Origin of the sequence: Acetobacter sp. P1H12_c (genome assembly GCF_018811975.1) — a bacterium.
GTDB classification, from domain to species: domain Bacteria; phylum Pseudomonadota; class Alphaproteobacteria; order Acetobacterales; family Acetobacteraceae; genus Acetobacter; species Acetobacter persici.
This window is the reverse complement of the sequence record NZ_JACRVR010000012.1, coordinates 1-17823: the sequence shown is the minus strand read 5'-3', so window position 1 is coordinate 17823 and position 17823 is coordinate 1. Positions and strand designations below refer to the sequence as shown.

The window sequence follows — 17823 nt, the reverse complement described above, 5'->3', positions numbered from 1 at the left end:
GAATAAAAGCTATGCAGTGTTTCTAAAAACTCAGGAGTTGTGGTGTTGCGCAGATTTATAGCCTCATTAGTCGGGGTCGGTGTTCTGGCTTATGGCGGAACAATTGCTTTTCTTACCCATTTTGACCACGTCACAGCACCTCAATTACCTGCTGCGTCCCCTACTCTGAAGGACCCGGCAGCCCTTGCTGCTTTTAATGTTATTCGGGAAGCCCGGTGTGATTACTGTCATGCTGTTGGGCGTGACCTGCCTTTTTACTTCAAACTGCCCATTGCCAAGCAGTTGATGGAAAGTGACCTGCATCAGGGTCTGCGCCATTTCCGGATTGAACCTGTTCTGGAAGCCTTCAAGAACGGCACAGCCCCGACGGAAGAGCAGCTGTCCCGCATTGAGGAAGTCATTACCCAGAACCGCATGCCGCCCACGGCATATCTGCTCATGCACTGGCATGCGCATCTGTCCGACGGGGACCGTCAGGCCGTGCTGAAATGGGTGGAAGACACCCGCCGCAAATATTATGCGGATACCGGGGCCGCCAGCCAGTTTGCCGGTGAGCCGGTGCGCCCGGTGCCTGCCAGTATTCCGGTGGATGCCGCCAAAGTTGAGCTGGGCCGCAAGCTGTTTTTTGATAAGACATTGTCTGGTGACGGCACCCTTAACTGCGCAAGCTGCCATGATCTGAACCACGGCGGGGTGGATCATCTGGTGACGGCTACCGGCATTAGCGGGCAGAAAGGCCCTATCAATGTGCCGACGGTGTATGACGCGTATTTCAAAATCGCGCAGTTCTGGAACGGCCGTGCGAAGGATCTGGCGGCTCAGGCGGCTGGCCCTGTCATGAACCCGGTTGAAATGGGCTCACATGACTGGACAGGTGTTGCGCAGAAGCTGGAAGCAAACCCGGATTACACGCCGCTGTTCCAGTCCGCATTTGGCCCGGACGCCAAGATAGATCTGGCGACCATCACCACAGCCATTGCCGAGTTTGAAAAAACGCTGATCACACCGGACAGCCCGTTTGACGAGTATCTGAAAGGTAATGCCAGCGCGCTGAGTGAGCAGGCAAAACGCGGCTATGAAAAGTTCAAGAGCATTGGCTGCTCTGGCTGCCATAGCGGTATTGCTCTGGGGGGTGGTGCGTATGAAGCCATGGGTCTGGAAGGCGATTACTTTAAAGACCGTGGCGGCAAGCTGACGGCTGCTGATGAAGGCCGCTTTGATGTGACGCACAACCCTGAAGATCATTCCCGCTTTGTGGTGCCTACGCTGCGGAATATTGATCAGACCGCGCCGTATTTCCACGATGGCAGCGTGAAGACGCTGGATGAAGCCGTGCGGAAAATGGCGAAATATCAGACGCCGGATGCGGCTATTTCTGATCAGGACGTGAGTGACATTGTCGCCTTCCTCAAGAGCCTGACCGGTAAATATGACGGCCATTCTCTGGCCGAGATGGGCCAGCCTGCCGCGGCCCAGTAAGGTGCCCCGGCAAGGTCTCGGCAAGATATAAATACGCGGGTCCCTTGAAAGACGGCCCCCCGGCAGGTGATAAGCTTGCCGGGGGGCCATTTTTTTATTGGGAGAAGAATGTCAGTGGTCAGGCGGCGTCATTTACGGGAAGAAGAAAAGACGCTGTGGTCCATGGTGGTGCGGGACGTCGCCCCGTTGCATGTGCCGCATCGCGCCCTGTCCTCTGCCCGTGCCGCTGATGAAGAGGCCGCCGCTGAGGCGGACGATGCCATAGGCAAACGGCTGGCTCCTGCGGCGCAGAAAAAACAGCCCCGGCATAAAAGACGCTTACTGACGGTGGAGATGCCGCTTTTTGTGCCTGCCGCGGTTCCGCCTGTACGGGTGCAGCGTGTGATGCAGCCCGTGGAGGAAATCGGGCGGCGCGCCCCCGGCGTGGATACCTATAGCTGGCGCACCTTTACCGATGGCCGGATGAAGGTTGAGCGACGGCTCGACCTGCACGGTATGGTTGCAGAGGATGCGTTCCGTCGGCTGATGGAATTTATGGATGTCGCCTATCGTAGCGGCCTGCGCTGCGTGGAAGTTGTCACCGGCCTTGGAACGGGGCAGGAGGGCGGCATCCTGCGGCGTGAGCTGCCGCACTGGCTGGGCCGGGCCGATGTGCGGCACCGGATTCTGGGCGTGACCTACCCCCATGCGGGGAATAAGGGATCAGTTCGGATTCTGCTGCGCCGCCGCCGGTAATGCGCGTCCCGCAGAGGGATCACGCCAGCGCAGACTGTTAACGGACAGCCAGCGCCGCAGGGCCAGAATACGGTCCAGATCTGGCATCATATCCGCATAAAGTGTTGCGCAGGGGAGACCGGCGATCAGGGTCTGATTCTGCTCTCTGGCGTGGGCCCGGAGCGCAGGTTCGGCCGCCGCAACCTGCGCGGCATGCCGGAACCGGGCCACAAGGTCTGGCTGAGAGAGGTTGGGCAGCATCAGCCCGGCTTTCAGGCTGGCAGCAGACGCCGCTGTTTTCCACACATCATAAAGCCGCCCGGCGGGCAGGCGTTTTCTTTCCTGCCGGAAAATGGTCGTGAAATCTGGCGGCAGACGCAAATGCGGGGCTGTCGATGCGGGCAGAATGTTGGAGAAGAGCGGCTGGTTATCTGGGGCCTCATCCTGAAGTGAGGCCATCCGCTCCTCATAATCTTCATCAAACGGAAGCTGAATGACATCTACATTCCCGGCCTTCAGCGCGGCAATGGCGGCGTCAGGCGTGGCGTACCCGGCAACAGGCAGCGGGTGCATGCCCAGAAGGTCCAGTGCGACAAGTGTTGGCAGCTCCGGACCGGAGAGGGTGGAGACCGCGACACGCAGCGGCCGCCCCTGCAGGAAGCTGGTAAAGCTGCGGTGCAGGCTGACCTTGCCTACAGCGACGGTCGGCTGGCAGCTCATGAAAACCGGGATCCAGCGCTGGGCATCATAATGCACGCGGGAATCCCCTCGCAGGGCGGCAATCAGGCCGGAGCCCGGCACGATCAGACCGGCCGGGGGTGTGGCCTGTTCCTGCTGCGTATCAAACAGATTACCTCCGGTCACGCCATCCCAGCCGGTGGTCATACGCAGAGGGAAAGAGGAGGCGTAATGCAGACTATCGGCCAGAACGGGGGCCAGCAGCGTTGCCCACTGGCCGCAGATGCTCTCGGCAGTGCCGCCGACAATCAGGGAAGAGGGCTGGGCTGCGACTGGCGATGCAGAGCGCGCGGCCCGCAGCGGTAGAAAACACGAGACAGCGCTGCCCGCCAGACCACCCAGCAGCAGGCGGCGTGAAATGGCACGGGCGGAAGAGGGGCGATCTGGCTGATCAGTGCGTGGCACGTGTGAAAAACCTCCCTGTGTTCTTGTCTTTGTCTGGGCGTTCTTAAGCGGGCGAAACCGGGAGGCTCAGGGAGTGGAGTCTTACCGGGTCCGCCAGACCGCACCAGTCCTCTGCGGCAAAATTACGGTCAGCCGCTCAAGGCCATTTTACTTCCGGCGGCATGCTCATCAGAATGGCTTCCGTATGGCCGCCGGTTTTCAGCCCAAACAGCGTGCCACGGTCATGCAGGAGGTTGAACTCTACATAGCGGCCACGGCGGATTAACTGCGCATCCCGCTGTTCCGGCGTCCAGGATTCCATCATCCGGCTACGGATGATCTGGGGGTAGGTTTCCAGAAAGGCGAGGCCGACATCTTTGGTAAAGGCGAAGTCCTGCGCTGTATCGCCGCTGTCCAGCCGGTCATAGAAAATGCCGCCCAGTCCACGCGGCTCATTGCGGTGCGGCAGATAGAAATATTTGTCACACCAGGCTTTAAAGCGCGGGTAATACTCAGGGTTATGGCGGTTACAGGCCTGCTCAAACCCTGCATGGAAGCGGGCTGCGTCATCAATCGCCTCCGCACTTTCCGGGAACATGGGGGTAATATCCCCGCCACCGCCAAACCAGCCCTGTGTGGTGATGATCATACGGGTGTTAAAGTGGGCGGCAGGAACCAGCGGGCTGCACATATGCGCCACGAGGCTGATCCCGGTTGCAAAAAACCTTGGGTCTTCCGAGGCTCCGGGAATGGTGGCGGCAAATTCCGGGGAGAACGTGCCTTCCACTGTGGAGACATTGACGCCGACTTTTTCAAACACCCGGCCACGCATGACGCTCATAATCCCGCCGCCGCCGGGGGTGCCGTCCTCATTCAGGCGGTTCCAGCTTTTCCGCTCAAACCGTCCGGCGGCCTCATGGCCGGGCAGGATGGGCGTGTTCTGCTGCACGGCGTCCTGTTCTATCTGCTCAAAAGCAGCGCAGATCCTGTCACGCAGGGTTTCAAACCACTCTTTTGCGTCTGTTTTCAGGGCGGTATGGGCGGGCAGAGAATACGCTTTGGTCGAGATCATAGCCGGGTCTTTTTTCCTCTCACGCACGGGTGGAGGCTCACCCGCGCCTGCTCAAGGCCTTAGAGGTGCGCCTTCCTGACGATCATTGCAAGATCATGCCGTTCATCGTTAAACACGACAACACTGTTCTGTACGGCGTTCTGGACGCCGTTTCTGGCAGGGGTGAGGGGGGAGTGGATGGCAGACACACCAGCATGTCAGCAGCACGCGCAATCCGTGCCGGAAACGGTGGCGGGTGCTGGACGGGACAGTACTGTGCAGGGTCACACCGCACCGGCCCTGAGAGCGCGGGCTTTTGTGCGGGACTATATGGCGTTTCTGCTGCCGCGAGACCTGAATGTGCTCTGGACCATCGGCGCGATGCTGGTGGCGGTTCTGGCCCTTATGCTGCTGAGCGGTTTGACACTCGCGCTGACCTATACGCCTGATGCGACACTGGCCTTTAGCTCGGTTGAGACACTGGACCGGCGTGTGCCCTTTGGCTGGCTTTTGCGCAGCCTGCACATGACGGGGGCCACGTTTTTTATGGCTGCCCTGTATCTGCATGTGTTCCGGGGGCTGTGTTACGGCTCCTATCGTGCGCCGCGTCAGGGATTGTGGAGCGTCGGGACGGTTCTGCTGATTCTGGTGATGGTCACGGCGTTTGCCGGTTACGTCCTGCCGTGGGGGCAGATGTCCTACTGGGGGGCGGATGTTGCCGGGAAAGCCGTAGGGGCCATCCCGCTGGTGGGCAACCTGCTGGAGCGGGTGTTTCTGGGCGGGGATGCCCCGGGCACGGCAACGCTGCACCGGATGTTTGTGCTACATTTTACGCTCGCTTTTACCATTGTCGGCATGGTGATGCTGCATGTGGCTGTTCTGCATGCCCGGGGCAGCACCAGCCCGTCTGGCGCTGCCGGGCAGGAACGGGCGCGGATGCTGCCGTTCCATCCTTATTTTACCGTCAAGGACGGTCTGGGCGTGGTGGTGCTGGCTATTTTGTTCACGCTGGTCATGTGTTTCTGGCCGGGGCTGGTGACAGAGGCCGCAAACTATCGCCCCGCCAACCCCCTGCACACGCCTGCGGATATTGAGCCGGAATGGTACTTCCTGCCGTTTTACGGGATGTTGCAGGCAGTGCCCTCCAAGTTTTTCGGGCTGCTGGTATCCGGTGGGGCAGTGGCAATTCTGCTGTTTGTGCCCCGGCTGGACCGGGGCACGCCTGCAACTTTTGCCGCAGGGCGCTGGGGTGGCCTTAAGTGGCTGCCGCGCCTCGCTCTGGCGGGGTTGGTCGGCGCTTTTGTGGTGGCCGGGCTTGCGGGGCGGCACCATGTGCAGGGCGGCTGGTTGCTGGCAGGGCGTGTGGCTACTCTGGTTTACTATCTGTATTTCCTTGGTTTTTTACCGTTTTACAGTCGGTTCGCGCGCAAGGAGGTTCGGTCTTGAAGATGCTGTCTGTTCCGGCCCGGTGGCCTGCGCGCGTCCGTCCACGGCTTCTGCTGGCGGTGCTTCTGCTACCTGCGCTGGGTGGTGCGGATGTGGCCGGAGAGCCCGCACAGGCCGCCCCACCCGCCGATGCACCCGCGCATGCCCCGGTGCAGAACTGGTCTTTCAAAGGGCCATTCGGGCATTTTGATCTGGCTGCGGTGCAGCGGGGCTATGCCGTGTTTGCCGGGGTCTGCGCCTCCTGCCACAGCCTGACACAGGTGCAGTTTTCCGATTTTGGGGGCATGGGGCTGACGCAGGAGCAGGTCGCAGCTCTTGCGGCTTCATGGCAGGTTGCGGCAGGGCGGGACGCAGAGGGGCATCTGCGGCACCGGAAAGCAACGCCGGATGATGCGCTGCCCCGACCTTATGCGGATGCTGACGCTGCGCGTGCGGCAAACCGTGGCGCCGTGCCGCCTGACCTCTCCCGGATTACGCAGGTCTATCCGGGTGGGGCGGACCGTGTCTATGCCTTGCTGACGGGCTATACAGCCGCAAAAAATTCCGTCACAGCGGCTGGTGCTGGTGCTGGTGCTGGTGCTGGTGCTGGTGCTGGTGGGGAGACCCATGCGGCCCTGCCGGAAATGGGGTTTGCAAACCCTTATGCTATCGGGCACCGCACCGCCATGCCGCCGCCGCTGCGGGACAATGCTGTGCTGTATGCGGATGGTACGCAGCCCACCGCGCAGCAGGAAGCGCGGGATGTCACAACCTTTCTGGCGTGGGTTTCCAGCCCGCATGCGGATGACAAACGCAGGCTGGGGGTTGGGGTCGTGCTGTATCTGTGTTTTCTCGCCTGCTTGCTTGTTATCCTGAAACGGAGAATCTGGTCTCATGTCGCAAAATGAAGTTGTGGAACCCGTCATTGGTCTTATCGGCGGGTCCGGTCTGTATGATATTGACGGGCTGGAAGAGAAGGAATGGCGCACTGTTGAAACCCCGTGGGGTCTGTCGTCCGATCAGCTTCTGTTTGGCAGGCTGGAGGGGGTGCGCTGCGTGTTTCTGCCGCGGCATGGCCGGGGGCACCCCATTCCGCCCAGCCGCCTGAATTACCGCGCCAATATTGCTGCGATGAAGATGTCCGGCGTGACGGATATTGTGTCTCTCTCCGCCGTCGGGTCTCTCAAGGAAGAGCTGCCGCCGGGGCATTTTGTGATTGTCGATCAGTTTATTGACCGCACGATCTGGCGCGAAAAAAGCTTTTTTGACACAGGCTGCGTTGCCCATATCTCCATGGCCGACCCGCTGTGCGCCCGTATTGGCGATGTGCTGGAAGCGCAGAGCAACGCCCTGGGGCTGGATGTCACACGCGGCGGCACGTATCTGGTGATGGAAGGTCCGCAGTTCTCTACTCGTGCGGAAAGCAACCTGTATCGCTCATGGGGCTGCTCCGTTATCGGGATGACCAACATGCCGGAAGCCACGCTCGCGCGGGAAGCTGAGATTTGCTACGCGACCGTCGCCATGGTGACGGATTATGACTGCTGGCATGAAGATCATGATAACGTGACGGTAGAAAGCGTCGTTAAAACCATGCAGGGCAATTCTGCTAAGGCGAAGGCTCTGGTGAAAGCCGTCATTCCGGCCCTTGGCCAGCCGCGCGGCCTGTGCTCCGCCGGGTGTGACAGAGCACTGGAATATGCGCTGATTACCGCCCCGGAAGCCCGTGATCCCGCGCTGATCAGCAAGCTGAAGGTCATAGCCGGTCGCGTGCTGTAAGGCTGATAACCAGACGGGCTCTCTTGCACGTCTGACCAAAACGGGCGAATGCTAACCCAATGACTGGAATGGCTTTGCTCTCGTGACGATTACCGAACATCTTCGCTCTTCAACCCGTCCGCTGGCCCTTGTAACGGGGGCGGCGGGCGGTATTGGTGTGCCGCTTGTCAGCCGTCTGGTGGCGGCAGGGTACCATGTCCTGGCGCTCAGCCGGAGCGGGGGCGAGGGAGAGCAGCCGTTTATCACGCCTCTGGCGTGTGATCTGACAAAACCTGAACAGATTGAGCAGAGCGTTACGCTGATTGCCTCTCTGGGGCGGCCAGTGCAGGTGCTTGTGCATAGTGCAGGCGTGATTGTGCCGCAGCGGATGGGCGGCGGGGATACCACGGCGGTTGCAACACAGCTTGGGGTTAATCTTGAAGCCCCCATCCTGCTGACCATGAAGCTGCTGCCGCATATTCCCTCAGGCGGGCATGTGGTGTTTATCAACTCCATGGCTGCCCTTGTGCCGCTGGAGGGCAGCAGCATTTACACCGCCAGCAAATTCGGGCTGCGTGGCTTTGCGCTCTCGCTGGCGCAGGATGTGCGCAAATGCGGCATCCATATCTCCTCCGTGTTCCCGGGTGCGGTCGATACCCCCATGCTGAAGCGCGAGATTGATAATGGCGGCTCACCGCTGAATTTTGTGACTGCCCCCGCCACAGCAGACGGGATTGCCGCAATTGTGATGCGCCTGCTGCGCTGCCCGCGCGCGGAGGTGTTCTGCCCAAGTTCGGACGGAATTCTGGCGCAGCTCATGCTGATGATGCCGCGCGTCTGGCGGATGATTCTGCCAATCCTGCTGAAAAAAGGGCGTAAAGGCCTGCGGAAGTATCTGGATGGACAGGGGAAGTCCTGAGATCTTCACAAGAGGCCTTGTGCGTAAACAGGATGGTTTTAACGCAAAGTTTTTAACGATCCTGATTTTCTCAAATGGATTTTATGCCGTTCTTCTCACCATCGCAGGCTTTGAAGGCAGGTGATTAGCGCTGGCGCGCGCAGGAACCGGGCATGGGACAATCAGAAGAGGCTGGTTGTCCTGTCTGCCATGTTTTTCTGAAAGAGTGCGTGATAGAACCCAAACGGCAGGGCGATCAGCATTCATCCTTAAAAACACATCAAAGGATGAGTTGCACGCCAGACCACGCGGCGCGATTTTACGCACGGTGCATTTTCGCAAAGTGCTAAAGTCTATCTGAATTTTAAGGAAAATGGTGGAGGGAGTTGGATTCGAACCAACGTAGGCGTACGCCAGCGGATTTACAGTCCGCCCCCTTTAGCCACTCGGGCATCCCTCCGGGTTGTTGAGGCAGGAATTAGAGGTCAGGCGGCCTGTTGTCAACACTCTGTTTTCATTCTCTTTCCGTATTCAGGAAAAAACTTTGTGCCGGATGGGTGGACAGCATCGCCCTCAGGCGTGAAAGGTGCCGTTCATCAGCTTTTTGAGCAGGAGAAACATCATGAGCAAACATGTGACGGCCAGACGGCATACTCCGCGTTCTCTGGCGGCGCTGGATGCCCCCATTGTCGCGCTGACGGCTTACACCACGCCCATGGCGCGCCTGATGGACCCGCATTGTGATCTTCTGCTGGTGGGAGATTCTCTGGGGATGGTGGTGTACGGGATGGACTCCACCCTTGCCGTAACGCCAGAGATGATGATTGCGCACGGGCAGGCCGTGGTGCGTGGTAGCAAGAATGCCTGCGTGGCGATTGATCTGCCGTTTGGCAGCTACCAGCGGAGCCCGCAGCAGGCTTTTGCCGTCTCTGCGGAGATCATGGCCAAAACAGGTGCTGGATGTGTCAAATTGGAAGGCGGGGTGGAAATGGCTGAAACCGTCCATTTTCTGACCCAGCGTGGGATTCCGGTAATCGGGCATATCGGGCTGAAGCCGCAGGCTGTGCATACGCACGGGGGCTTCCGCACCGTAGGGCGTGGCAGTGAGGCCGATCAGGTGATGCAGGATGCAAAAGCCATCGAATCTGCCGGGGCTTTTTCTGTTGTGATTGAAAGCACCATGGAACCGCTGGCACGTGAAATTTCAGAAACGCTTTCCATCCCGACAATCGGCATCGGGGCCTCTCCGGCCTGTGGTGGTCAGGTTCTGGTGGGTGAGGACATGCTCGGGCTTTTCTCTGATTTTACACCACGGTTTGTGAAACGCTTTGCGGCCATTGGCGAGCAGGTGGACAAAGCCGTGGCAGAGTATGCCGCCGCCGTGCGGGACCGGAGTTTTCCGGGACCGGAACAGTGCGTCGGGATGCCAAAGAAAGAGTCCTGAAAAACACGTTTCAGGAAAAGGATAATTTCGGGGTGCTTTTAAGGCATCCAAATACTTTAGGGAGAATGAGCAGAGGACACTCATTCTCCCTAAACTTCAAAAACATAAATGAGTAAAAGCATTTTCGTTCTGCGTGGCCAAATAACCACGCAGCACGAATGATATGCGGGTTACTGATACCGGTTCAGCCACCAGCCATAAGGCGGGGGCAGTACGTCGGCAGGCTGTTTTTTATGCACCGCGCGCGCTGCGACGTAAGGCCAGTGCGGGTCGGCCAGAAGCGGGCGGCCGAGGGAGACGGTATCCAGTGTGCCGGTGCGGATCAGGGCATCGGCCTGCCGGCCCTCACTGATGTACCATGAGGTTGAGACAGGGAGTGCTGTTTCCTGTTTAATCTGGTGGGCGTAAGGCGCCATGAACGCAGGCCCCCACGGAATCTGAGCCTCTGGCGTGCAGAAGCCGATGCTGACATCCAGAAAATCCAGCCCGCTCTCTTTCAGTTTTTTAAGCAGAGAGACAGAGTCTCGCAGATTTTCATCATCATGACCGTTAAATTCAATCACGCCAAACCGAATGGTCAGTGGCAGATTATCTGGCCAGACCTCCCGCACAGCCTCCAGTGTTTCCACCAGAAAACGGCCACGGTTTTCAGCAGACCCGCCATACTGGTCCGTGCGTTTGTTGGCGTCGGGGGAGAAAAAGCTCTGGGCCAGATAGCCATGGGCAAAATGCAGCATGAGCCACTGAAAGCCGACATCCCGCGCGCGTTCCGCGGCTTTGACAAAATCGGCTTTGACGCGGGCAATATCGTCCAGCGTCATTTCCGTGGGTGTGCGGGGGAGGTTGGCGCCAAACGGAATGGCGGAGGGGCCGATGGGCTGCCAGCCGTTCGGGTCACCTTCGGGAATATGGTCGTCCCCTTCCCACGGCCGGTGGGCGCTGGCTTTGCGGCCTGCATGCGCAAGCTGGATGCCCGGCACAGCGCCCGCTTTACGAATGGAGTCCACAATCGGGGCAAAGGCGGCAGCCTGTTCATCATTCCACAGGCCGAGGCAGGCGGGGGTAATGCGGCCTTCAGGAGAAACACCGGTGGCTTCCACCACCACCAGCCCCGAGCCGCCGCGGGCGAGGCCAGCATAATGCACATGGTGCCAGTCATTCGGCACACCATCCTGCGCCATATACTGGCACATGGGGGCCACCGTAATACGGTTGCGCAGAGTGACGTCTTTTAAGCTATAGGGGTCAAACAACGTTGGCATGGGTGTAGCCCTTTTTTCGGGTGAAACACGTGATGGAATAGTTCGACAATAATCGAACTATAAGATCGCGCAAGAGGGCAGAGGCAGGAAAAGACGCATGAAGCAGTATGAGCATCCTCCGGTGGAAGCGTTTGAGCTGACCTGCATTCTGCATGCGTTGTCTGACCCGTATCGGCTTTCCATTGTGCAGAAGCTCTCCGTTTTGCAGCCGCAGCCCTGCGCTCCGTTGCAGGGGGACAGACCTAAATCCTCAGTCTCGCACCATTTCAGCGTGCTGCGGAAAGCCGGACTTGTCCGGACGGTAGTTGTAGGCGTTACGCACATGAACAGCCTGCGCAATGCCGAGCTTGAAGCGCGCTTTCCGGGGCTGCTTGAGGCTATTCTGGATGCGGCTGCGCGTCAGGGCTGATCTGCGGATGTGCCGCCGGAGTTGTTGAGGAGCGGGACCGCCTGACCGCCTGCATGGGCGCTGCTGGCCAGAACCTGCACCCCCAGTACGTGCCAGCCCGAAGAATCCTGAGTGAGAAGGGGGGCGCCGCTACTGCCATGCGTGCCCGCGCAGTCATGCGAGAACAGCAGATTACCGCCTCCGTCATGTGTCAGGCCGGTCAGATGGCAATGCAGATCTGCGGTAATGACGTCGGGCATATTCTGTTCGTACCCCCCCAGCACGACGGGCATATCGGGGTGAATTTCTTCAGGTTTTGTGCTGACGGGAAAGACCTCATCGGGCCGGGCGACCGGGTGGTCCAGCACGAGTGTGGCATGGTCCAGCCCTGCACTCTGGTTTTCCTTGTCTGGCATATAGCCGGGGGGAACAATAAAGCGGACCACGCGGGCATGGGCCATGAATGTATTGCCGCTATAGGCCCGCAGAAAATGCACGCTACCGGGCTGAACGAAGCGAGCAGGCTTTGCGAGCCAGAGGCAATGCGCCGCCGTCTCCACCAGCACCGGGCTGATCAGAAAGCCCGTGCAGCGCGCGCCCAGTTCTGTCTGCACGCGCCCGATGGCGGACCATGGTGGATGCGCGGCCGAGACGCGCTGTCTGGGGTCTGCAAACGGTGTGACCCCGGCCAGATGAGTGCGGTAATCCGGTCCGGCGGCGGCGGCAGGCAGGGCTGGCAGCAGCACCGCAGGAGTGGCGGCTAGTATTCCCAGAGCCGGTCCCAAGAGGAGCGAGGCCTTACGGGGAGCCTGCAGTATTTTTGCGGACAGTGAATGGGCTGCCCGCAAAAACGCTCTAAAAAAGGACCGCTTAGTCCGCATAACCCTGCGGATGATCTTTGCGCCAGGCAAAGGCTGTTTCTACAATCCGGTCGATATCCGTAAATTCCGGAGCCCAGCCGGTTGCGGCCATCAGGCGTTTAGGGCTGGCGACCAGACACGGCGGGTCACCGGGGCGACGGTCGCCTGCCTGCCAGGGCACGTCCAGACCGGTAACGCGGGCCACGCTCTCAATAATCTCGCGGTTGGAATTACCGCGCCCGGTGCCGACATTGAAGGTGACGCTCTTCTCGTTCAGCAACGGCAGCACGGCCAGATGGGCCCGCGCCAGATCGGTCACATGCACATAATCGCGCACGCAGGTGCCGTCTGCCGTGGGGTAATCCTGCCCGAACAGGGTCAGGGCCGGGCGGCGGCCGAGGGCTGCATCAATCACCAGCGGGATCAGATGCGTCTCCGGGCGGTGGTCTTCCCCGGCGCGGCCTGCCGGGTCAGCCCCGGCGGCGTTGAAGTAGCGCAGGCACGCACTTTTCAGGCCATGGATCCGGTCCGCCCAGTACAGGGCGCGCTCGACCATATATTTGCTCTCGCCATAGGGAGAGCCGGGGTCAACGGGCGTATCTTCACTGATCGGCTCATCTCCGGCGGAGCCGAAAAGGGCTGCGGTAGAAGAGAACACAAACCGTTTAATGCCGTGCCGCACACAGGCATCAATCAGCCCGAAGCCAATGCCCGCATTGGCGGACATATAGAGCATCGGGTCCTGCATGCTCTCACCCACCAGAGAGAGTGCGGCAAAATGCAGAACGCCATCCCACGGGCCATCGGCCAGAACGCGGTTCAGGCACTCAAGATCAGCGAGATCTCCATGGATAAACGTGGCGGCCTCCGGCACCGCGGAGCGATGGCCCGTGCGCAGGCTGTCAAACACCACAACGTCATGCCCATCATCCAGAAGAGCAAGAACCACGTGGCTGCCGACATATCCAGCGCCACCCGTAACAAGAAAACGAGCCATGAAAGCGAATACTCATATCCGTTATAAAGATGGCTCAGACCCTAGGGTGTTTAAGCCCCTGCGCGCAAGGCCGGGAATGCGTTTTCCGGCCTCAGAACGGCTTAAGCAGGCGGTCCAGATAATCCAGTTCCTGCTGTGGCCGCGTGCGGTCGGAATCGCGGCGGCGCAGTTCCTGCTCAATCTCACGGGCGCGCTGGCGGGCGACGTTATCGGGCACGTGCGTGCCATCATCAGGGGCCTGATCCCCGCCTTCTCCCATGCGGCGGCCCAGAGGGTCGCGCTTGTTTTTGCCGTTATCCTGACCATCCGTTTCATCCGCGTCGTCAGAGGGGGAGGTTCCATCATCCCCTTCATCCGCGCTGCCCTGACCTTGCTGGCCTTCTCCCTGACCGCCGGGCTGGCTCCCGGACTGGCCGCCGCTCCCCCCGCCAAACGCGGGCAGGAAGCTGGGTGTTGCGTTCTGGCCGTTGCCCTTCATGGTGTCCTGCATCTGCTGGCGGCTTTTGCGCAGAGCTTCCAGCACTTTCTCTTCCGCTGTCGCAGCCGCAGCATCATCCCCGTCGGCCAGCGCCTTGCGGGCGTCATGCATACTTTTCTGGGCGTCTGAAAATGCCGGGGGCGTTTTGCCTGTCAGGGCCTTGAATTCATCTTTCAGCTCGTCCAGTGCGCGATCCAGCGCGTGCTGGGTGGCGCGGTCTGTGCGGCGGGCCGCGGCCTGTGCTTCGGCCCGGGCCGGGTCCAGTGGCGGGGGGGAGGTATCGCCTGTCTTGCTGTCCGGCTGCTGAGGCGGTGTTTGTGGCCCCGGTGCGTTCTGGTCCGTGCCCGGAGGCACGGGGAGGCCGAGCCTCCGCAGGAGTTCGGCGGTTGGCATGGAGCCGTAATCATCATCGCCGTCCTCATCCGCATCCATGCCATTTTGCTGACGGGACTGGGCGCGAAGGGTTTCATCCAGCCGGGACTGTGCGTGGTCCAGCAGGGAAGTCTGTTTGCCTGTCAGGTCCCGCAGGGCGGCGGCCTGTTCACGCGCTTTCTGCTGCGCGACCATCTGCTGCGCCATGGCCGCCATATCCTGCGGTGTGGCGTTGCGCATGCGTTCAGTCGCGTCTTCCATCTGTTGCAGGCGCTGGAGTGCGTCAGCGGAGTGCCCGTTGGCGGCGTCCCGCTGTAATTGCTGCATCAGGCGGGAAAAGGCTTTGTCTCCTGCTCTGGAAAAACCGGGTAGGTCCGGAATGGCGGTGTGGTCCCGCAGGGCCTGCGCGGCCAGAGCCTGCATCTTGCGGGCAATGGCGTCTTTCAGGCTTTTCAGCCGGGCTTCCAGCTCTTCCCGCGCCTGTGGGGACTGCTGGCCTTCCTCACGCATATGCTGCAATTGCTGCGCGACGGCGGCCTGTGCTGCGCGCACGTCAAGAGACGCCTGCGCACTGGCATCATCGCCCTTGCGGCGGTCCTCAATATCCAGAGCCAGATCCCACAGCAGATTGGTGGTGCTGGTGCGGGCGGTTTCTGTATCGACGTCCTTGTTGTCCAGCATGGCGACAAGGCTGGTCAGGGTGAGGAACATCCCAGTGTGGTCATTGACCGGTCCGGGAGTTTCACCAAGGGCCGCGAGGTCTGTCGCGGTCTCGCTCCGGCTTTCACGCCCCAGCGCAAAACGCTTGCGCAGGTCCAGCACGGCCCGGGCGACGGGGGAGTGGAACACGCGGGCGCCAAGATGGAAGGTAACCGGTTTGCTTTGCCCCTTATGGCCGCTGACAGAGGTGGCGACTACGCGGCCGGTGACGTCCTCTCCCGCCCAGGGATCTTCTGAAAGATCAGGCGTGATGATGCCTTTGGCGGATTTGGGATGACCGCTGAGCGGGAGGGGAACTGTCAGGGTGCGGGCCGGGCCACGACCGGGATGCGCCAGATGCAGTTCGACAGAAAGCGAGGCCAGACCATAGGCATGCGCGGCTTCATACGGGAGGCGGGTGCGCCAGTCTGTTCGACCTGCGCCGGGGTTAGGACCCCACGCAGCCGTGGGTGCTGCATCAGGCAGAACGGTAATGGGCCAGCGGGCCAGCGTGCGTCCGCGCCCCGCGACGCGCACAAGGCCGCTGTGCCGCAGGGTGACTTCCATTTTCCAGCTCTGATGATCCAGCGTCTGGCGTGCTTCATCCTGCATGATCAGGCCGCCCGCGCTGTGCAGAACAGGATGGGAGGACAGACCTGTGACAATCACCGTCAGCCGCGCCCCTTCCGGCACGGAAGGGGCGGGCGCATTGGGGTTGAGAAACACCGGCGCTTCAGGCGCATAAGCGGGGGGCGTAATCCAAGCTTCCACATGCGCCAGAGGCACGTCCGGATCATCCCGGCCGGGGATGAAGGCGGCCAGAATACGGCCGGGGGCGGAGGGCCCGGCCATGCCCCCGGTAAACGCCAGCCCGGCCAGTAGCGCGGCTCCGGCCCAGCGCCGCGCCGGGGTGGCGGGCAGCAGGCGCGGCCATCCGGCCCGCAACGTGCCCAGAGAGGCCAGAACCCGTTGCTGATGCGCCTGCCATAGTGGCTGGGGCTGACCTTTTTTTACGCCTGCGGGGTGGTCAGTGAGGGTCGCCAGTGGGCGGTTATGCAGGCCGGAGGCCTGTTCAATCTGGCGGTCAATGGCCTCTGCCGAGGGGGCTTTCAGGTTTGAAAGATCCTGATGCAGCCGCCAGCCGCACAGGCTGAGCCACCCGGCCACCAGCACAAGCCGCAGCCCGTCCGGCAGATGCTGCGGCAGGCGCAGGAGGCCCGCAATGCCATACACGCCCAGCAGCGCCAGCGTGGGCTGGAGCGCAGGCCAGAGCCGTTCGGTGCGCAGCACAAAGGCCGCGTGCTGGCGGGCGGTTGCCAGCCGGGCCGCCAGAGAGCCTCCCTCTGCGGTGGAGGAGGCCAGATCCTGTTTCAGACCCGCCGGGGTCATGCCGTTCCGGCAAGGTGGGAGGGCACGGTTTCATCCTGCCACAACGCCTCAAGCGGCTGGCGCTTGCGGATGACGGACCATGCCCCTTTGTCCACCAGCACTTCCGCCGCGAGCGGGCGGCTGTTGTAGGTGGAACTCATCACCGCGCCATAAGCCCCGGTATCCAGCAAAGCCACACGGGCACCGCGTTGCATGGGGGGAAGCTGGCGGTCCCGCGCGAATGTATCACCCGTTTCACACACCGGGCCGACCACATGGGCGGGGCCAGCGGGCAGGGCGGCATCATGCGGGCTGAGGGGGACAATACCATGCCAGGCATCATACATGCTGGGGCGCAGCAGGTCATTCATGGCGGCATCCAGCACAAGGAAGGGAGCTTCCTTCCCCCGTGCCTTGTTCAGAATCACCGTGCTGAGCAGCAGGCCGGAGGGGCCAACAGGCCAGCGCCCCGGCTCAATGGCCAGACGCACGCCAAGGTCCCCCAGTTCTGCCCTGATGGCTCCGGCCAGTGCCTCCGGCTGGCCTTCCGGCTCGGTGCGGTAGGAAATGCCAAGGCCGCCGCCGCAATCCACAACGTCGACCGTCTGGCCAGCCGCCCGGACGGTGCGCACCAGATCGGCAATGCGGGCATAGGCGGCACGGTAAGGGGCTACGGAGAGAATCTGGCTGCCAATATGGGTGGAGAACCCGGCGGCGCGGATGCCCGGCAGACTGGCGGCACGGGCGTACAGAGCCGCGGCATCATCATACGGGATGCCGAACTTGTTGGCGGCCAGACCGGTTGTGATCTTGGCGTGGGTTTTTGCATCCACATCCGGGTTGACGCGCAGGGTAATGGTGGCGGTTTTTCCGAGCGCGCTGGCAATGCCGGAAATAATATCCAGCTCTTCCGCGCTTTCCACATTGATCTGGCCAATGCCCAGACCAATGGCCTTTTCCAGCTCAGCATCACTTTTGCCAACGCCGGAAAACACGATGTGGCTGGCCGGGATGCCTGCCTTCAGAGCGCGGGCCAGTTCCCCTCCGCTGACAATATCCGCGCCAAACCCTTCCTCCCGCAGCAGGGAAAGGACGGCCAGATGGTCATTGGCTTTCACAGCGTAGTGGATGGAGGCGTTCAGCCCGGCATCCTGCATGGCCTGCCGCATCCGGTGCATCCGGGCGCGCAGTGTGTCACCGCTCAGCACCCAGCATGGCGTGCCGAGCTGATCCGCAATGGCGTTCAGAGCCACACCGTCCAGCATCAGGCCGCAGAGCGGGTCCATGTCCAGATACGGGCGGCTGGCCAGCAGCTCCGCAACGGTGGGGTCCGGGTCATGAAACGTCACATCATCGGCCATGGGGCGCGTAAGCCTTAGAAAAGAAAAATGGTCTGGTATCCCGTCAGCTTATGCCGCCAGTTTATACCGTGACTCTGCCAGATTGCCACCCGTCCCGCCCCCCGTGCCCCCCGGCACTCAGGAGTGGCGGGGGGCACGGGGGGCGGG

15 protein-coding genes and 1 tRNA gene are annotated in these 17823 nt (G+C 61.2%); 8 read left to right on the top strand and 8 right to left on the bottom strand.

Annotated features, from left to right (window positions below; all coding sequences use genetic code 11):
• Positions 1–45 precede the first annotated feature (45 nt).
• Complete coding sequence (locus tag KP699_RS08350; protein WP_215762272.1) at positions 46–1479, top strand: cytochrome-c peroxidase; 1434 nt, start codon at positions 46–48, stop codon at positions 1477–1479.
• Between the two features lie 108 nt (positions 1480–1587).
• The gene (locus KP699_RS08345) at positions 1588–2214 is read left to right on the top strand and encodes a Smr/MutS family protein (RefSeq protein ID WP_215762271.1); all 627 of its coding nucleotides are present in this window, start codon (positions 1588–1590) and stop codon (positions 2212–2214) included.
• Here the strand turns inward: KP699_RS08345 and KP699_RS08340 are convergent.
• Together KP699_RS08340 and hemF are read right to left on the bottom strand one after the other, a co-directional pair.
• Positions 2182–3336, bottom strand: coding sequence for a hypothetical protein (locus KP699_RS08340; RefSeq protein ID WP_215762270.1), 1155 nt, complete (start codon positions 3334–3336; stop codon positions 2182–2184). The two genes, KP699_RS08345 and KP699_RS08340, sit on opposite strands and share 33 nt — an antisense overlap.
• Positions 3337–3472: 136 nt before the next feature.
• Entirely contained in the window at positions 3473–4387 is a 915-nt protein-coding gene (gene hemF / locus KP699_RS08335) for an oxygen-dependent coproporphyrinogen oxidase (RefSeq protein ID WP_215762269.1), read from the bottom strand.
• Positions 4388–4564: 177 nt separating this feature from the next.
• Between hemF and KP699_RS08330 the strand changes: the two genes are divergently transcribed.
• The 4 genes from KP699_RS08330 to KP699_RS08315 all read left to right on the top strand — a co-directional run bounded on the left by KP699_RS08330 (position 4565) and on the right by KP699_RS08315 (position 8468).
• Complete coding sequence (locus KP699_RS08330) at positions 4565–5812, top strand: cytochrome b N-terminal domain-containing protein (RefSeq protein ID WP_252346885.1); 1248 nt, start codon at positions 4565–4567, stop codon at positions 5810–5812.
• A 2-nt stretch (positions 5813–5814) separates the two neighbouring features.
• Positions 5815–6699, top strand: a complete 885-nt coding sequence (locus KP699_RS08325; RefSeq protein WP_215762302.1) for a cytochrome c1 — start codon at positions 5815–5817, stop codon at positions 6697–6699.
• On the top strand, positions 6686–7570 hold the full coding sequence (locus KP699_RS08320) for an S-methyl-5'-thioadenosine phosphorylase (protein ID WP_215762268.1): 885 nt from the start codon (positions 6686–6688) through the stop codon (positions 7568–7570). The genes KP699_RS08325 and KP699_RS08320 overlap by 14 nt, the downstream gene beginning before the upstream one ends.
• A gap of 82 nt (positions 7571–7652) precedes the next feature.
• A complete protein-coding gene (locus KP699_RS08315) occupies positions 7653–8468 on the top strand; it encodes an SDR family NAD(P)-dependent oxidoreductase (protein ID WP_308164899.1) in 816 nt (271 codons plus the stop codon).
• Between the two features lie 353 nt (positions 8469–8821).
• Here the strand turns inward: KP699_RS08315 and KP699_RS08310 are convergent.
• Positions 8822–8907, bottom strand: a tRNA-Tyr gene (locus KP699_RS08310).
• 162 nt (positions 8908–9069) lie between these two features.
• On the opposite strand from KP699_RS08310, the gene panB reads away from it, so the two are divergent.
• The gene (gene panB, locus KP699_RS08305) at positions 9070–9891 is read left to right on the top strand and encodes a 3-methyl-2-oxobutanoate hydroxymethyltransferase (protein ID WP_215762267.1); all 822 of its coding nucleotides are present in this window, start codon (positions 9070–9072) and stop codon (positions 9889–9891) included.
• Positions 9892–10061: 170 nt separating this feature from the next.
• Here the strand turns inward: panB and KP699_RS08300 are convergent, their stop codons facing one another.
• Entirely contained in the window at positions 10062–11153 is a 1092-nt protein-coding gene (locus KP699_RS08300; protein ID WP_215762266.1) for an NADH:flavin oxidoreductase/NADH oxidase, read from the bottom strand.
• 97 nt (positions 11154–11250) lie between these two features.
• Here KP699_RS08300 and KP699_RS08295 point away from each other — a divergent pair, with 97 nt between their 5' ends.
• Positions 11251–11562, top strand: coding sequence for a helix-turn-helix transcriptional regulator (locus KP699_RS08295; RefSeq protein WP_215762265.1), 312 nt, complete (start codon positions 11251–11253; stop codon positions 11560–11562).
• Here KP699_RS08295 and KP699_RS08290 read toward each other — a convergent pair.
• The 4 genes from KP699_RS08290 to lysA all read right to left on the bottom strand — a co-directional run bounded on the left by KP699_RS08290 (position 11553) and on the right by lysA (position 17676).
• Complete coding sequence (locus KP699_RS08290; protein WP_252346884.1) at positions 11553–12326, bottom strand: serine protease; 774 nt, start codon at positions 12324–12326, stop codon at positions 11553–11555. The two genes, KP699_RS08295 and KP699_RS08290, sit on opposite strands and share 10 nt — an antisense overlap.
• Positions 12327–12411: 85 nt before the next feature.
• A complete protein-coding gene (gene galE, locus KP699_RS08285) occupies positions 12412–13398 on the bottom strand; it encodes a UDP-glucose 4-epimerase GalE (protein WP_025828588.1) in 987 nt (328 codons plus the stop codon).
• 91 nt (positions 13399–13489) lie between these two features.
• Positions 13490–16336 carry a DUF4175 domain-containing protein gene (locus KP699_RS08280; protein WP_215762263.1) on the bottom strand — a complete coding sequence of 949 codons (2847 nt, stop codon included), beginning with the start codon at positions 16334–16336 and terminating at the stop codon, positions 13490–13492.
• Complete coding sequence (gene lysA / locus KP699_RS08275; RefSeq protein WP_215762262.1) at positions 16333–17676, bottom strand: diaminopimelate decarboxylase; 1344 nt, start codon at positions 17674–17676, stop codon at positions 16333–16335. Before lysA ends, KP699_RS08280 begins: the two co-directional genes overlap by 4 nt.
• Between the last annotated feature and the right edge of the window lie 147 nt (positions 17677–17823).

Bases quoted from the DNA above. Each gene is read 5' to 3' on its own strand.
- KP699_RS08345 (WP_215762271.1), top strand. From the start codon at position 1,588: ATGTCAGTGGTCAGGCGGCGTCATTTACGGGAAGAAGAAAAGACGCTG.
- hemF (WP_215762269.1), bottom strand. From the start codon at position 4,387: ATGATCTCGACCAAAGCGTATTCTCTGCCCGCCCATACCGCCCTGAAA.
- KP699_RS08330 (WP_252346885.1), top strand. From the start codon at position 4,565: ATGGCAGACACACCAGCATGTCAGCAGCACGCGCAATCCGTGCCGGAA.
- KP699_RS08325 (WP_215762302.1), top strand. From the start codon at position 5,815: ATGCTGTCTGTTCCGGCCCGGTGGCCTGCGCGCGTCCGTCCACGGCTT.
- KP699_RS08320 (WP_215762268.1), top strand. From the start codon at position 6,686: ATGTCGCAAAATGAAGTTGTGGAACCCGTCATTGGTCTTATCGGCGGG.
- panB (WP_215762267.1), top strand. From the start codon at position 9,070: ATGAGCAAACATGTGACGGCCAGACGGCATACTCCGCGTTCTCTGGCG.
- KP699_RS08300 (WP_215762266.1), bottom strand. From the start codon at position 11,153: ATGCCAACGTTGTTTGACCCCTATAGCTTAAAAGACGTCACTCTGCGC.
- KP699_RS08295 (WP_215762265.1), top strand. From the start codon at position 11,251: ATGAAGCAGTATGAGCATCCTCCGGTGGAAGCGTTTGAGCTGACCTGC.
- galE (WP_025828588.1), bottom strand. From the start codon at position 13,398: ATGGCTCGTTTTCTTGTTACGGGTGGCGCTGGATATGTCGGCAGCCAC.
- KP699_RS08280 (WP_215762263.1), bottom strand. From the start codon at position 16,336: ATGACCCCGGCGGGTCTGAAACAGGATCTGGCCTCCTCCACCGCAGAG.
- lysA (WP_215762262.1), bottom strand. From the start codon at position 17,676: ATGGCCGATGATGTGACGTTTCATGACCCGGACCCCACCGTTGCGGAG.